The organism is Streptomyces sp. NPDC003038, assembly GCF_040611115.1.
GTDB lineage: Bacteria > Actinomycetota > Actinomycetes > Streptomycetales > Streptomycetaceae > Streptomyces.
Window position 1 is genome coordinate 174,289 of the sequence record NZ_JBEXNN010000004.1, and the last position, 15,056, is coordinate 189,344.

Below are 15,056 nucleotides of genomic sequence, written 5' to 3' on the forward strand. Positions count from 1 at the left end.
GCGTGGGGGCACCTTTGCACAACGCGGGAGCTCGGAGCACCGGGCTGAGAGGGCGCTGATCACCGTACGCACGACAGAAATGCGTACGGGAAGAGGCTGCGTCGACCGCCGAACCTGTTACCGGGTAATGCCGGCGTAGGGAGATCAGGTCTCATGACCATTCAGGACGCACGCACGCCTGCCGTCAGCCAGGACGCCGACGGCCAGACCGAGCGCCAGCCGGGCTGGCACAAGGGGTACGTGGCGGGCTCCCGCCCCGACATCCGGGTGCCGGTCCGCCAGGTCCACCTCACCAATGGCAAGGACGTGACGCTGTACGACACGTCCGGGCCGTACACCGACCCGCAGATCGAGACCGACGTGCGCCGCGGCCTGCAGCCGCTGCGTGAGAACTGGATCATCGGCCGCGGTGACACCGAGGAGTACGCGGGCCGTCCCGTGCGCCCCGAGGACGACGGCATCAAGCACACCTCGCCTCGGGGTGGCCTGAAGAACCTCGACGCCGTGTTCCCGGGCCGCCCGCGGCAGCCCCGCCGGGGCCGTGGCGGCGTCGCCGTCACGCAGCTCGCGTACGCCCGACGGGGCGAGATCACCCCGGAAATGGAGTACGTCGCGATCCGCGAGAACGTCTCCCCCGAGGTCGTCCGCGAAGAGATCGCGGCCGGTCGCGCGGTGCTGCCGGCGAACGTGAACCACCCGGAGATCGAGCCGATGATCATCGGCAAGCGGTTCCTGGTGAAGGTCAACGCCAATATCGGCAACTCCGCGGTCACCTCCTCCATCGAGGAGGAAGTCGACAAGATGACCTGGGCGACCAAGTGGGGCGCCGACACGGTCATGGACCTCTCGACGGGTCGCAACATCCACACCACGCGCGAGTGGGTGCTGCGCAACTCCCCCGTCCCGATCGGCACCGTGCCGCTCTACCAGGCATTGGAGAAGGTCGACGGCCGTGCCGAGGACCTGACCTGGGAGATCTACAAGGACACGGTCATCGAGCAGGCGGAGCAGGGCGTCGACTACATGACGGTCCACGCCGGCGTGCTGCTGCCGTACGTGCCGCTGACCGCCCGCCGCAAGACCGGCATCGTTTCGCGTGGCGGCTCGATCATGGCCGCGTGGTGCCTGGCGCACCACAAGGAGAACTTCCTCTACACGAACTTCGAGGAGCTCTGCGACATCCTCGCGACGTACGACGTGACGTACTCGCTGGGTGACGGCCTGCGTCCCGGTTCCATCGCGGACGCCAACGACGCGGCGCAGTTCGCGGAGCTGAAGACGCTGGGCGAGCTGAACACGATCGCCAAGCGGCACAACGTCCAGACGATGATCGAGGGCCCGGGCCACGTCCCGATGCACAAGATCAAGGAGAACATCGACCTTCAGCAGGAGATCTGCGAAGAGGCGCCGTTCTACACGCTCGGCCCGCTGACCACGGACGTCGCGCCCGCCTACGACCACATCACGTCGGGCATCGGCGCCGCGATGATCGCCTGGTGGGGCACCGCGATGCTCTGCTACGTCACGCCCAAGGAGCACCTGGGCCTGCCCAACCGTGACGACGTGAAGACCGGTGTCATCACGTACAAGATCGCCGCGCACGCCGCAGACCTGGCCAAGGGGCACCCCGGTGCCCAGGAGTGGGACGACGCGCTGTCGGACGCGCGGTTCGAGTTCCGTTGGGAGGACCAGTTCAACCTGGCTCTCGACCCGGTCACGGCCCGTGAGTTCCACGACGAGACCCTCCCGGCCGAGCCGGCCAAGACGGCGCACTTCTGCTCCATGTGCGGTCCGAAGTTCTGCTCGATGAAGATCTCGCAGGACATCCGCCGTCAGCACGGCGGGGATCTGAAGGCCGACGAGATCCAGGCGGGCATGGCGGAGAAGTCCGCGGAGTTCGCGGCTTCGGGCAACCGCGTGTACCTCCCGCTGGCCGACTGACGCGTCGACCGCTCGACGCCTCGACCGCGCGGGACCGCGGCGACGCATCGATCGCGCTGACCGAGGTCGCCGCTCTCCGGCCCGACGGGCCGGAGAGCGGCGACCGTTTTCATGCTTGCGCTCGAGTGTGGCCCTGGCCGATGCCGCGCAAACGGCGGCGGCCGCTGGGGGAGCGGTCTGCCGGCTAAGGGGCTGTCAGCGGCCGGGGGCGGGCTCGGACCTCTCATGCGAGACAGGGGCGGATGTCTCACGTGGAAGAGGGCCGGATGTTTCACGTGAAACATGGTCGCCGAGCCCGAGTGCTCCCGACCGGTGTGCGGCCGGTGAGAGGCCCCATCTAGACGCAGGTCGGGCCCGGCGCTTGATGCGGTACCGCGCCGCCCCGACCCGAGTGGTCCTCATGCAGGGAGCCATGTGGCGGCCTGACGCTGCGCCGTTCTGCTGACAGACGGGCGCGCCGGAGCCGTCTGCGAGTCCGGGCTCTTGAGGATGACCCCCGGAGCCCGGCCCCATGTCCGAGCTCCGGAGAACCATTCGATCCCGGCGTGTGCAAGGAGTAGTACATGAGTTCTAAGAACAGGGCCCGATCGATCGTGGGGCCGCAGCCCCGACGGGCAGTCTCGCTGGCCGGAGGCGCCCTTGCCTCGATGGCGCTGGTGCTGGCGGGTATCGCGACCCCTGCGGCGGTCGCCGCTCCGTCGGCCGCGGGTGCGGTGGCCGGGCCGAGCGCCGGGGACGACTGCCGTGGGCAGCAGCCGAACAAGGGGAAGGGCCAGGCAGCGAAGAAGGGCGGCGGCGACAAGTGCAAGACCGGCCCGCGCGGTCCGCGGGGGCCGCGTGGTCCCCAGGGCCCGGCCGGTCCGTGCAGTGACGTCGACGCCTACAACCCCAGCGCCTCCCAGGAAGTCAAGGCGGTACTCGACCGGGGCACCGCGTTCGCGGGCATCCGGAGTCTCACGCCCAGCCCGTCCGACTACATCTGGTACGACCTGACGGACAACAACGGGCCCAACCCGAGCGAGGACCCGACGTACCCCGCCGGTGCCTGCGCCATCTCCATCGCAGCCCAGGCGAACAACGTCTCGATCGAGGTCCTGACGACCGGGGGCGCCCTCTACGAGACCACCTGCGACCCGCAGAACGTCATGGGCACCGACACCCTCGTCTGCACCGAGATCTGGACCCTGGTCGACCCGGGACCGAACGGGTCCAACCAGAGTGCCAAGGACATGAAGTAGTCACGAGGTAGCTCACTGCGGCCCGGGCCGCCGGTCGGACCTCAGTCCGGCCGGTGTTCCGGGCCGCCGAAGTCCGGGCTCGTGAAGTCCGGAGGTGTGTACCCGGACCGGGGACCTTGGGACGGGGTGCCCGGGCTGGTGAAGTCGGGTGCGGTGTAGCCGAGGGTGGGCATCCGGCCGCCGCTCCGGTGGGGCACGTGGCGCCCGGGACCCGCGCTCGGATCGGCCAGCGCGTCCCGGAGGAACGGCATGATGCCGCGCTCCAGGAGCGCATGGCGCCACGCCTCCCTGGCCCGCGCGACCTCGTCGGGTATCGCCTCGGTCTCGTCGGCCACCACCTCGGTCGCGCTGTTGCGGACGGCCGTGACCAGCAGCCCGATCACCGCGAAGAGCAGGGCGGCCACCGTGAGCGCCCCGAAGAGCCAACCCGCCGTCAGCATGGTGTCGGCGAAGGCGGGTTCGGGCTCCACCATCTTCAGCATGTAGCCCACGAGCAGGAAGATCAGCATGGCGGTGCCCGCCAGCACCGGTGCGAGGACCGCGACCACGGCGCTGACGCCCGCGCCGTCCTCGCCGCCCTGCCCGCCGTCGTCCCGCCCGGCCGTCCCGGGCATCGACAAGATCTCGTCGCGTCGTTCCTCACGGACTTTCACGTAGTGGCCGTACTCGGCGGCGGCGGCGGCCGTGAGCAGCGCGCTGGCCCCCATGGCCATGGTGCGCAACTGTTCGGCATTCAGCCGTTCGCCGAGGGCGGCGAGCTCCGGCCGTTCATGCGCGGTGCGCAACGCCTCGTCGAGAAGCCGGTCGAACTCCGGCCGGTCTTCGGTCAGCAGGTGCGGAGCGCTGGTCATGTGCATCCCCCGATGCTCCGTAGAGGCCGGTATGCCCGCGTAGACCCGGGCGCCGACACAAACGGAGGAGAGCCTGCTACGGATAGAGCGATGGTAGAGCGCCCACACCACAAGGTGACAGGGGCTTTCAGGAAATACCCCGGTGCGAGAACCCTCAGTCCGCCAGCGGAAGTTGTACGACGAGCAGCTTGCCGGCCATCGTCACTCCGCCGTCCATCGCGATGGCGAGCCCTTCCGCGTACACGTGCGGGCCGTCGACGGCCTCCGGGCCGCGGGCCTCGTCACCGTCCTCGGTGCCCACTTCGCCGAGCAGGTACGGGATCGGGCTGTGCCCGTGTACGACGCGGCTGCCGCCGTAGGTGCCGAGCAGTTCGCGTACGGCCTGCGGTCCGGTGTCCTCGTCACGGAAGGCGAACCGCTTGGTGAACTTGCGGAAGAGGTCCCAGGTGATGTCGGCATCGTTGCGGTTGAGCAGCTCGTGGATGGTGTCGTTGACGTCCTCGATGGAGTCGCCGTAGTCGAGGTAGGCCGTGGTGTCGGAGTGCAGCAGCAGATGGTCTTCCTCCAGGACGGCCGCGTCCAGACGCGACATCCACTGCAGGTGTACGTCCTGCAAGCGGTCCATGTCGGTGCGCTGGCCGCCGTTGAGCAGCCAGGCGGCCTGGAAGGTGGCCGTGCCGGCGCCCGAGACGACGGGCGTGTCGCCGAATCGCTTGGCACCGATGAGCAGCAGCTCGTGGTTGCCCATGAGGGCCTTGCAGTAACCGCCGGCGGCGGCGGCCTCGGCGGACAGCCGCATGACGAGGTCGATGACGCCGATGCCGTCGGGGCCGCGGTCGGTGAAGTCGCCGAGGAACCAGAGCCGGGCGTTTCCGGCGGACCAGCGGCGATCGGTGTCGATCAGACCTTGGGCGTGGAGTTCGGTGACGAGTTCATCGAGGTAGCCGTGGACGTCACCGACGACGTAGAGCGGGCCGGGACCGGCAGGCGTGGTCTCCTGAGGGACGTACTGGACCTGAACGGTGTCGCCGGGGCCGCCGAGTGCGCCGCGGCCGATGACGGGCAGGTCGCGGTAGGTCGGGGTGTAGCCCTCGGGTACGTCCGGCTCGGGCTCCTGGCCCGTGGCGCGCACCGGCTCGGTGAGAGGGTGCGCCGTCGGCCGCGGGTCCGGCCGCGGGTCCGGCTGCGCGAGGGTCTCCGGGCTCGGCTCCGCGGCGGTCGCCGGCGCGTATCCGGGCCGCGGGGGCGCTGACTGTCCCCCGTCGTCGTAGTACGCCGGGTACTCGCCGTAGACGGGAGTCTCGCCGGGATGTCCGGTGGATACGGCGTGCGGGGCCGGTTCGGTGACCGGAACCCGGAAGTCCCGCAGTGTCTCCGTCCGCATCGCGGGTCCCTGACCTGCCCCCTGAGTCATCGACCCCTCCACCACCGTCGCGCTGCCGTACACCTGCGGACCCTCCTGACCTCCTGGGCGGAGGGTCCGTGATGTCGTGCGCCCATCATAGGAATGCGGCTCGCGCTCTGTGACGCACCAGGGGTGGTGAATCCTGACCGGAGCCGTTCCTTCCTGCCGCTTTCTCCCGATATCGGTGCTGCTGAAATCTTCGGAGGGGCCGTCGGCCCGTCCGTTGGGGTGCTGAGGCGGTCAGTCTTGTGCCGGCGAGCGGGGTGGGCTGACGGTCGTACGCGGCTGCCTGCGCTGCGAGGAGGTGCGGATGATGAGTTCGGTCGGGACGACCTGTTCGACGGGGCGCCCGGTGTCCACTCCTTCGATGGCGTCGATGAGCAACTGCACGACGGCGGTGCCGATACGGCGCGGTTTGAGGGAGAGGGTGGTGATGGGCGGTTCCGTGGTGGCGTACACGGTGGACTCGCTGCAGCACACGAGCAGCAGGTCTTCGGGGACACGCAGACCGTAGCGCCGGGCGGCGGCGAGCAGGTCGGTGCCGTTGGGGTCGAAGAGTCCGTAGACGGCGTCGGGCCGGTCGGGGCGGGCGAGGAGCCGGTCGGCGGCGACGGCGCCGGCGCACGGGTCGTGGGCGGGGTAGGACTCGTAGACCGGGTCCTGGCCGACGCGCTCGCACCAGCTGAGGTAGGCGGTGGTGGAGAGCCGGGTGTAGGTGTCGGTGGTGGTGCCGGTCAGCAGCCCGATCCGGCGGGCCCCGGCGGCGGCGAGGTGGTCGAGCAGGTTGAGTACGGCCGCCTCGTGGTCGTTGTCGACCCAGGCGGTGACGGGGAGGGAGCCGGCCGGGCGGCCGTCGGAGACCACGGGCAGGCCCTGGCGGACCAGTTCGGTGACCACGGGGTCGTGGTCGGAAGGGTCGATGACGACCGTGCCGTCGAGGGCCACGTTGGACCACACGTCGTGTCGGGAAGTGGCGGGGAGGATGACCAGGGCATAGCCGCGGGCTAGCGCGGCGGAGGTGGCGGCCCTGGCCATCTCGGCGAAGTAGGCGAATTCGGTGAAGGTGAAAGGTTCATCCCCGTACGTCGTCACGGTCAGGCCGATGAGGCCCGACTTGCCGGTACGGAGGGTGCGGGCGGCGGCGGACGGGCGGTATCCCAGCCGATCGGCGACTTCGCGAACGTGGCGGCGGGTGGCGTCCGGCAGCCGTCCCTTGCCATTGAGCGCGTCGGAGACGGTTGTGATGGAGACGCCCGCCGCGGCGGCGACGTCCCTGATGCCGGCCCGGCTCTGTCGGCCGGTGGCCCGCCGGGTGGTCTCGGTCCGGCTCACCTGATGCTTCCCTGCTGCTGTCATGGCGAGCCGATAGTAGGGCTCGGGGGGGTGGGTGGTCCGGGTGCATATGCACGCGTTGACAGGCACGATTCTGCACGGTTCGCCACCCCCAATGACCTTGGAAACAAAGGTATTTGGCCGATAAGAGCGGTCAGGGCGCTTGTCGTCGGGTCCGGGCATGCCAAAACGGTGTGGTCTCGAACCGGTCTCAACTCACCTGCACGAGGGACGCGCGCCACGGCGCAGGCCACCGGCGCGCGCATATATGCGCGCGCTCCCCCGCATTCCTGGCGCCCCCATTCTCCGCAGGGCGGAATCCTCATAAGGTGAGCAGTATTGAGTCGACGGCGACGTCGTACGGGACGGTCGAGGAGGACCTGCGGTGAGCGAGAAGAGCCCGAGGCTGCGTGCCGAGCTGGATGGCATTCCGACGTACAAGCCCGGCAAGCCCGCGGCTGCCGGCGGCCCCGTCGCCTACAAGCTGTCCTCGAACGAGAACCCGTATCCGCCGTTGCCGGGGGTGCTGGAGAGCGCGGTCGCGGCGGCCGGGCATTTCAACCGCTACCCCGACATGGCCTGCACGGGCCTGGTGAACGAGATCGCCGAGCGGTTCGGGGTGCCGGTCGAGCACGTCGCCACCGGCACCGGCTCGGTGGGCGTGGCCCAGTCGCTGATCCAGTCGACGGCCGGGCCCGGTGACGAGGTCATCTACGCCTGGCGGTCCTTCGAGGCGTACCCGATCATCACGCAGATCTCGGGGGCGACGTCCGTGCGGGTCCCGCTGACCGCCGACGACGTGCACGACCTGGATGCGATGGCCGATGCGATCACCGAACGGACCCGGCTGATCTTCGTCTGCAACCCGAACAACCCCACCGGTACCGCCGTGCACCGCGCCGAGCTGGAGCGGTTCCTGGACCGGGTGCCCACGGACATCCTGGTGGTCCTGGACGAGGCCTACCGCGAATTCGTGCGCGACACGGACGTGCCGGACGGCATCGAGCTCTACCGCAGCCGCCCGAACGTCGCCGTGCTGCGTACGTTCTCCAAGGCGTACGGGCTCGCCGGCCTGCGGGTGGGCTTCGCGGTGGCACACGAGCCGGTGGCGGCGGCGCTGCGCAAGACGGCGGTCCCCTTCGGCGTCAGCCAGCTCGCCCAGGACGCGGCGGTCGCCTCGCTGCGTGCCGAGGACGAGCTGATGGGCCGGGTCGGGTCGCTGGTGTGCGAGCGGGAGCGCGTGTACGAGACCCTGGTCGCGCAGGGCTGGACCGTGGTCCCGCCGACGCACGCGAACTTCGTGTGGATGCGGCTGGGGAAGCGGACCGCCGAGTTCGCGGCGGCCTGCGAAAAGGCCGGTGTGGTGGTCCGGCCCTTCGCGGGCGAGGGCCTGCGGGTCACGATCGGTGAGACCGAGGCGAACGACCTCTTCCTGCACACGGCGGAGGCCTTCTTCAAGGAGCTGTAGAAGCTCTCGGGGCTGTAGGGCTGTAGGGCTCTGGGGCCGAGTCGTGCGGAGTGCGGCGCTCCGGATCATCCGGGAGGCGCGTCGCGCTCCGGTGCGGCTATGCCAGTTCCACCCGGATCGGGTCGCCGTCGCGGACGGTGGACAGCAGGCGGGCGTCGCCGTCGAAGGAGCCGAGCACATTGCAGGGGCTCGCCAGGCGGCTCTCGCTGCCGCGCGAGATGGGCGTCGGGCCGTAGGGCAGCGCGAGCGCGTCGCCCTCGGTCCAGAAGGCGACCGTGCCGGGCGCGACGACCTGCTGGGCGTCGTGTTCCAGTGCCACGGAGACGCCGGTATCGAAGTAGACCTCCTCGCCCCAGGTGTTCGCGGAGGCGGAGATCGGAAGGGCCTCGGCCAGCGCCTTGCTGGTCGGGGTCTCGTCGAGGGTCGCGGTGAGCTGGCCCGCAGGCCACGAGATTCGTATGCGCATGAGCCGCATTCAACAATCTGTTGAATGTGTTGGCTAGGGGGGACCCCGGTCGAAAGATCCCTACGCGGTACGACATAATGCTTGTGAATGTGAACGCGTTCACAAGCGTGTCCTGCTTCCTCCCGGATTGTGTGGGACACAAGAGGCAAGCCGCCGCAGTGACCACGGCGACCCGAAGGAGACGACGACGTGGACGTAGCGATAGCGCCAGAAACACTGGCGCGATGGCAGTTCGGCATCACCACCGTCTATCACTTCCTCTTCGTCCCGCTGACGATCTCGCTCGCCGCGCTCACGGCCGGTCTGCAGACCGCGTGGGTGCGCAGCGAGAAGGAGAAGTACCTCAGGGCCACGAAGTTCTGGGGAAAGCTTTTCTTGATCAATATCGCGATGGGTGTCGTCACCGGCATCGTCCAGGAGTTCCAGTTCGGCATGAACTGGTCCGACTACTCGCGATTCGTCGGTGACGTCTTCGGAGCCCCGCTGGCCTTCGAGGCGCTGATCGCCTTCTTCTTCGAGTCGACCTTCATCGGGCTGTGGATCTTCGGCTGGGACAAGCTGCCGAAGAAGATCCACCTGGCCTGCATCTGGATGGTGTCGCTCGGTACCGTCCTGTCCGCCTACTTCATCCTGGCGGCCAATTCCTGGATGCAGCACCCGGTGGGCTACCGCATCAACGAGGAGCGAGGCCGGGCCGAGCTCACGGACTTCTGGCTCGTGCTCACCCAGAACACCGCGCTCACCCAGTTCTTCCACACCATCACGGCCGCCTTCCTGGTCGGCGGCGCCTTCATGGCCGGCATCGCCGCCTTCCACCTGGCGCGCAAGAAGCACATCCCCGTGATGCGGACCTCGTTGCGGCTCGGCCTGATCACCCTGATCATCGCCGGAATGGGCACGGCCGTCAGCGGTGACCTGCTCGGCAAGGTGATGTACAAGCAGCAGCCCATGAAGATGGCCGCCGCCGAGGCGCTCTGGGACGGCGAGGCGCCGGCACCCTTCTCCGTCTTCGCCTACGGCGATGTCGACAAGGGCCACAACAAGGTCGCCATTGAGATCCCTGGACTGCTGTCCTTCCTGGCCAACGGCGACTTCACCTCCTTCGTCCCGGGCATCAACGACGTCAACAAGGCCCAGCAGGAGCAGTTCGGCCCCGGCGACTACCGGCCGAACATCGCGGTCGCCTACTGGGGCTTCCGCTGGATGATCGGCTTCGGCATGGCCTCCGTCGGTATCGGAGTGCTGGGGCTCTGGCTGACCCGCAAGAGGTTCATGCTGCCGTCAGGGCTGCGCACCGGTGAGGACGAGGTTCCGCACCTGGTCCTGTTCACGAAGCCACTGAGCCCGCGGTTCACCAACTGGTACTGGATCGTCGCCCTCTGGACCATGGGCTTCCCGCTGATCGCCAGCTCCTGGGGCTGGATCTTCACCGAGATGGGCCGCCAGCCCTGGGTGGTCTACGGAGTCCTGCGCACGAGGGACGCCGTTTCGCCCCACGTCTCCCAGGCCGAGGTCCTCACCTCCATGATCGGCTTCACGCTGCTCTACGCGGTGCTGGCCGTCATCGAGGTCAAGCTCCTCGTCAAGTACGTCAAGGCCGGCCCGCCCGAGCTCACCGAGGCCGACCTGAACCCGCCCACCAGGATCGGCGGAGACGACAAGAACCCCGACCGGCCGATGGCCTTCTCTTACTGAGGCTGAGGAGACCACACCATGCAACTCCACGACGTCTGGTTCGTGCTCATCGCCGTTCTGTGGACCGGCTACTTCTTCCTGGAGGGCTTCGACTTCGGAGTCGGCGTACTGACCAAGGTGCTCGCCCGCGACCGCAAGGAGCGGCGGGTCCTGATCAACACGATCGGGCCGGTCTGGGACGGCAACGAGGTCTGGCTGCTCACTGCGGGCGGCGCGACCTTCGCCGCCTTCCCCGAGTGGTACGCCACCCTCTTCTCCGGCTTCTACCTACCGCTGCTGCTCATCCTGGTCTGTCTGATCGTTCGCGGTGTCGCCTTCGAGTACCGGCACAAGCGCCCCGAGGACCGCTGGCAGACCAACTGGGAACACGCGATCTTCTGGACCTCGCTGATCCCCGCGTTCCTCTGGGGCGTGGCCTTCGCCAACATCGTGCGGGGCGTCAAGATCGACCAGCACAAGGAGTACGTCGGCACCTTCCTCGACCTGCTCAACGTCTACTCGGTCCTGGGCGGCCTCGTCACCCTCACCCTGTTCACCTTCCACGGCGCCGTCTTCACCTCGCTCAAGACGGTCGGCGACATCCGGGACCGCTCGCGGAAGCTGGCAACGCGGCTGGGAGCGGTCACCGCCGTGCTGGCCGTGGTCTTCCTGGTCTGGACCCAGCTCTCGCGCGGCGACGGCACGAGCCTGATCGCGATGGCCGTCGCGGTGGCGGCACTGGCCGGAGCCCTCGGATTCAACCGGGCGGGCCGTGAGGGCTGGTCGTTCGCGCTCTCCGGGGTCACCATCGCGGCGACCGTCGCGATGTTCTTCCTGACGCTCTTCCCGAACGTCATGCCCTCCTCGCTCAACGACGCCTGGAACCTCACGGTCACCAACGCCTCGTCCAGCCCGTACACCCTGAAGATCATGACGTGGTGCGCGGGGGTGGCCACGCCGCTCGTCCTGCTCTACCAGGGCTGGACGTACTGGGTGTTCCGCAAGCGGATCGGGACCCAGCACATCGTCGATGTGCACTGAGGCCCCGAGGCCCTCTACTGCCCGATGAACAGCCGGCGGACGACGTGCCGGCTCGACCCTGCCCTGGGGGATGTTTCACGTGAAACCGATCGACCCGCGCCTGCTCCGGTACGCCCGTTCCACGCGCCTCTTCCTGGGGGCGGTCGTGGCCCTGGGTCTTGCCGGTGCGGGGCTGGTCGTCGGCCAGGCCATGCTGATCGCCGAGATCGTGGTCGGTGCCTTCGAAAAGGGCCTGAACGGTGAAGCGCTCCGAACGCCCCTGCTGCTCCTCGCGGCGGTGGCGCTGGGGCGGGGTCTGATCGCATGGCTGACGGAGCTTGCCGCGCACCGGGCCGGCGCCGCGGTCAAGTCACAGCTGCGGGGCCGGCTGCTGGAGCGTGCCGCCGAGCTCGGGCCCGGCTGGCTCAACGGACAGAGGACCGGTTCGCTGGTCGCGCTGGCCACCCGGGGCGTGGACGCCCTCGACGACTACTTCTCCCGCTACCTGCCCCAGCTGGGGCTCGCGGTGGTCGTGCCGGTGGCGGTACTCGCCCGCATCGTCACCGAGGACTGGGTGTCGGCGGCCATCATCGCGGTCACCCTCCCCCTGATCCCCCTGTTCATGGTCCTCATCGGCATGGCCACCCAGTCCCGGATGGACCGTCAGTGGCGGCTCCTGTCGAGGCTGTCGGGGCACTTCCTCGACGTGGTGGCCGGACTTCCGACACTGAAGGTCTTCGGCAGGGCCAAGGCGCAAGCCGAGTCGATCCGCAAGATCACTGACGACTACCGGCGCGCCACGATGCGGACCCTGCGCATCGCCTTCCTCTCGTCCTTCGCACTGGAGCTGCTGGCGACCCTGTCGGTGGCGCTGGTCGCCGTGACCATCGGCATGCGGCTGGTCCATGGCGACCTGGACCTCTACACCGGCCTGGTCATCCTGATCCTGGCGCCCGAGGCGTACTTGCCGTTGCGGCAGGTGGGAGCGCAGTACCACGCGGCCGCGGAGGGTCTGGCTGCCGCCGAAGAGATCTTCGAGGTTCTGGAGACGCCGGTCGCGGGTCTGGCGGGTGCGGCCGTGCTGCCGAGCGGGACTCCGCTGCGGATCGAGATCGACGGGGTCGCCGTCCGGTACGACGGGCGGGCCGAGGATTCACCCGGCCCGGTCTGCGTGACCGTCGAGCCGGGCGAGTGCGTGGCCCTCACCGGCCCGAGCGGGGCGGGGAAGTCCACGCTGCTCCAGGTGCTGCTGGGGTTTGTGACACCGACCGCGGGGCGGGTGCGGATCGGCGGTGTGGACCTGGCCGAGCTGTCGCCGGCGCAGTGGCGGCAGCGGATCGCCTGGGTGCCGCAGCGGCCGCACCTGTTCGCGGGGACGATCGCCGAGAACGTGCGGCTGGCAAGGGCGACGGCGTCCGGCGCCGATGTGGTCGCGGCGTTGAAGGACGCCGGGGCATGGGAGTTCGTGACGGCGCTGCCGCGCGGAGTCGAGACCGTGCTGGGCGAGGGCGGTGTGGGGCTGTCCGCCGGGCAGCGGCAGCGGCTGGCGCTGGCACGGGCGTTTCTGGCCGATCGGCCGGTGCTGCTGCTGGACGAGCCGACGGCAGCGCTGGACGGGGAGACCGAGGCGGGGATCGTGGACGCGGTGCGGCGGCTCGCCGTAGGGCGAACCGTGCTGCTGGTGGTGCACCGGCCGGCGCTGCTGGCCCTCGCCGACCGGGTGGTCCCGATGGTCGCCGGGCACCCTTGCGGTCACCGGCCCGGAACTTCCCGCCACGCCGCCGCTGATGGAACGGGGGCTGCGGCCGAGGCTCCCCGCGGCTCCGCTCCGGATCCCGGGGAGTGGATTCTCGGTACCGCGCCGGAACGGGCACGGGCCGGTGGAGGCAGTGACTCGGGCGGGGGCGATCCACTGCGCCGGGTGCGGGCGGTGGCCACGGCGTGGCAAGGGCGGTTCAGGCTCGGTCTGCTGCTCGGTGCCCTGGCCGTCGGGTGCAGCGTCGGGCTGATGGCCGTGTCCGGATGGCTCATCTCACGGGCCTCCGAGCAACCGCCGGTGCTGTATCTGATGGTGGCCGTGACCGCTACCCGCGCCTTCGGCATGGGGCGTGCGGTCTTCCGGTATGCCGAGCGGCTCGTCTCGCATGACGCCGTGTTGCGGATCCTCGCCGACCTGCGGGTATCCGTGTACCGGCAGCTGGAGCGGATCGCACCGGCCGGGCTGCGCGAGCATCGGCGCGGGGATCTGCTGGCCCGGCTGGTGGCCGACGCGGACGCCCTGCAGGACTACTGGCTGCGCTGGCTGCTTCCGGTCGGCACCGCCGTGCTGGTCGGCACCGGTTCGGTAGCCTTCACCACCTGGCTGCTGCCCGAGGCCGGAGCCGCACTCGCCGTCGGGCTGCTCGCGGCCGGCGTCGGTGTGCCGCTGGTCAGCGGGGCCTGCGCCCGCCGTGCGGAGCGCCGGCTCGCGCCTGCCCGGGGCGAGCTCGCCACCCGGGTGGCCGATCTGCTGACCGGCACCGCGGAGCTGACCGTCGCGGGCGCGCTGGAGGACAGGAAGGACCGCGCCCTGGACAGCGACGGGGTGCTGACGCGGATCGCCGCGCGGGGAGCGGCCGCCACCGGACTCGGGAGCGGCCTGTCCGCCCTCGTCTGCGGACTCACGGTCGTGGCCGCCGCGGCTGTCGCCGCGAGCGCGGTCCACCAGGGACGCCTCTCCGGGGTGGCCATGGCCGTCGCCGTACTGACACCCCTGGCCGCCTTCGAGGCGGTCAACGGGCTTCCGCTCGCCGTGCAGTACCGCCAGCGGGTCCGCCGCAGCGCCGAGCGGGTCTACGAGGTCATCGACGCGCCGGTACCGGTCGCCGAGCCCGAGCGGGCGAACGAGATCCCCGCCTCGCCCTTCCCGCTGCGGCTGGCGGGACTTGCCGCCCGCCACCCCGGCCAGGAGCGGGACGCGCTGCGAGGAGTGGAACTGACCCTGGAGGCCGGCCGCCGTATCGCCGTCGTCGGCCCCTCGGGTTCAGGCAAGACCACGCTGGCCCAGCTCCTGCTGCGGTTCTTGGACCCGCGCGAGGGCACGTACACCCTGGGCGGGACCGACGCGAGCACGCTCGACGGCGACGACGTACGCGCCTTCGTGGGCCTCTGCGCCCAGGACGCCCACATCTTCGACAGCTCGGTACGGGAGAACCTGCGGCTGGCCCGCACCGGGGCGAGCGAGGAGGAACTGCGGGACGCACTGGCCGCGGCCCGGCTGCTGGAGTGGGCCGACGGCCTTCCGGGCGGGCTGGACACCCTCGTCGGCGAGCACGGTGAGCGGATCTCCGGTGGCCAGCGCCAGCGCCTGGCCCTCGCCCGGGCACTGCTCGCGGACTTCCCGGTCCTGGTCCTGGACGAGCCGGCCGAGCACCTGGACCTGGCCACCGCGGACGCCCTCACGGCAGACCTGCTGGCCGCGACCGAGGGCCGCACCACCGTGCTGATCACGCACCGGCTGGCCGGGCTGGAGGCGGTCGACGAGGTGCTCGTACTGGATCGCGGAGAGGTCGTACAGCGGGGCGCGTACGCGGAGCTGGCCGCCTCCGAGGGGCCGCTGCGGCGGATGCTGGAACGGGAGAAGGAGGCGGAGGTGGCTTTGGCTGGGTTTCCCCGCTAAAGG

10 protein-coding genes and 1 riboswitch are annotated in these 15,056 nt (G+C 69.9%); of the genes, 6 read left to right on the forward strand and 4 right to left on the reverse strand.

The window, feature by feature from the left end; all coding sequences use genetic code 11:
* Positions 1–13: 13 nt before the first annotated feature.
* A riboswitch (TPP riboswitch) is annotated at positions 14–159 on the forward strand.
* Both thiC and ABZX75_RS07390 read left to right on the forward strand, forming a co-directional pair.
* On the forward strand, positions 154–1,941 hold the full coding sequence (gene thiC, locus ABZX75_RS07385; RefSeq protein ID WP_355408807.1) for a phosphomethylpyrimidine synthase ThiC: 1,788 nt from the start codon (positions 154–156) through the stop codon (positions 1,939–1,941). (Overlaps the previous riboswitch by 6 nt.)
* 563 nt (positions 1,942–2,504) lie before the next feature.
* Positions 2,505–3,179 carry a hypothetical protein gene (locus ABZX75_RS07390; RefSeq protein ID WP_355408809.1) on the forward strand — a complete coding sequence of 225 codons (675 nt, stop codon included), beginning with the start codon at positions 2,505–2,507 and terminating at the stop codon, positions 3,177–3,179.
* A gap of 41 nt (positions 3,180–3,220) precedes the next feature.
* Here the strand turns inward: ABZX75_RS07390 and ABZX75_RS07395 are convergent, their stop codons facing one another.
* From ABZX75_RS07395 to ABZX75_RS07405, 3 genes are all read right to left on the reverse strand, one after another.
* Positions 3,221–4,036: a hypothetical protein gene (locus ABZX75_RS07395; protein ID WP_355408811.1), complete on the reverse strand. Its 816-nt coding sequence runs from the start codon at positions 4,034–4,036 to the stop codon at positions 3,221–3,223.
* A 148-nt stretch (positions 4,037–4,184) separates the two neighbouring features.
* On the reverse strand, positions 4,185–5,444 hold the full coding sequence (locus ABZX75_RS07400; protein ID WP_355408813.1) for a metallophosphoesterase: 1,260 nt from the start codon (positions 5,442–5,444) through the stop codon (positions 4,185–4,187).
* Between the two features lie 231 nt (positions 5,445–5,675).
* On the reverse strand, positions 5,676–6,791 hold the full coding sequence (locus ABZX75_RS07405; protein ID WP_355408815.1) for a LacI family DNA-binding transcriptional regulator: 1,116 nt from the start codon (positions 6,789–6,791) through the stop codon (positions 5,676–5,678).
* A 361-nt stretch (positions 6,792–7,152) separates the two neighbouring features.
* Here ABZX75_RS07405 and hisC point away from each other — a divergent pair, with 361 nt between their 5' ends.
* A complete protein-coding gene (gene hisC, locus ABZX75_RS07410; RefSeq protein WP_355408817.1) occupies positions 7,153–8,235 on the forward strand; it encodes a histidinol-phosphate transaminase in 1,083 nt (360 codons plus the stop codon).
* 97 nt (positions 8,236–8,332) lie between these two features.
* Here hisC and ABZX75_RS07415 read toward each other — a convergent pair whose 3' ends face one another.
* Positions 8,333–8,701: a cyclophilin-like fold protein gene (locus ABZX75_RS07415; protein ID WP_355408819.1), complete on the reverse strand. Its 369-nt coding sequence runs from the start codon at positions 8,699–8,701 to the stop codon at positions 8,333–8,335.
* A 189-nt stretch (positions 8,702–8,890) separates the two neighbouring features.
* Between ABZX75_RS07415 and ABZX75_RS07420 the strand changes: the two genes are divergently transcribed.
* From ABZX75_RS07420 to cydD, 3 genes are all read left to right on the forward strand, one after another.
* On the forward strand, positions 8,891–10,396 hold the full coding sequence (locus ABZX75_RS07420; RefSeq protein ID WP_355408821.1) for a cytochrome ubiquinol oxidase subunit I: 1,506 nt from the start codon (positions 8,891–8,893) through the stop codon (positions 10,394–10,396).
* An 18-nt stretch (positions 10,397–10,414) separates the two neighbouring features.
* Entirely contained in the window at positions 10,415–11,416 is a 1,002-nt protein-coding gene (cydB, locus tag ABZX75_RS07425) for a cytochrome d ubiquinol oxidase subunit II (RefSeq protein WP_355408823.1), read from the forward strand.
* A gap of 79 nt (positions 11,417–11,495) precedes the next feature.
* Positions 11,496–15,053: a thiol reductant ABC exporter subunit CydD gene (gene cydD / locus ABZX75_RS07430; protein WP_355408825.1), complete on the forward strand. Its 3,558-nt coding sequence runs from the start codon at positions 11,496–11,498 to the stop codon at positions 15,051–15,053.
* Positions 15,054–15,056 lie beyond the last annotated feature (3 nt).

Bases quoted from the DNA above. Each gene is read 5' to 3' on its own strand.
- ABZX75_RS07390 (WP_355408809.1), top strand. From the start codon at position 2,505: ATGAGTTCTAAGAACAGGGCCCGATCGATCGTGGGGCCGCAGCCCCGA.
- ABZX75_RS07415 (WP_355408819.1), bottom strand. From the start codon at position 8,701: ATGCGCATACGAATCTCGTGGCCTGCGGGCCAGCTCACCGCGACCCTC.
- ABZX75_RS07395 (WP_355408811.1), bottom strand. From the start codon at position 4,036: ATGCACATGACCAGCGCTCCGCACCTGCTGACCGAAGACCGGCCGGAG.
- thiC (WP_355408807.1), top strand. From the start codon at position 154: ATGACCATTCAGGACGCACGCACGCCTGCCGTCAGCCAGGACGCCGAC.
- ABZX75_RS07400 (WP_355408813.1), bottom strand. From the start codon at position 5,444: ATGACTCAGGGGGCAGGTCAGGGACCCGCGATGCGGACGGAGACACTG.
- ABZX75_RS07405 (WP_355408815.1), bottom strand. From the start codon at position 6,791: ATGACAGCAGCAGGGAAGCATCAGGTGAGCCGGACCGAGACCACCCGG.
- cydB (WP_355408823.1), top strand. From the start codon at position 10,415: ATGCAACTCCACGACGTCTGGTTCGTGCTCATCGCCGTTCTGTGGACC.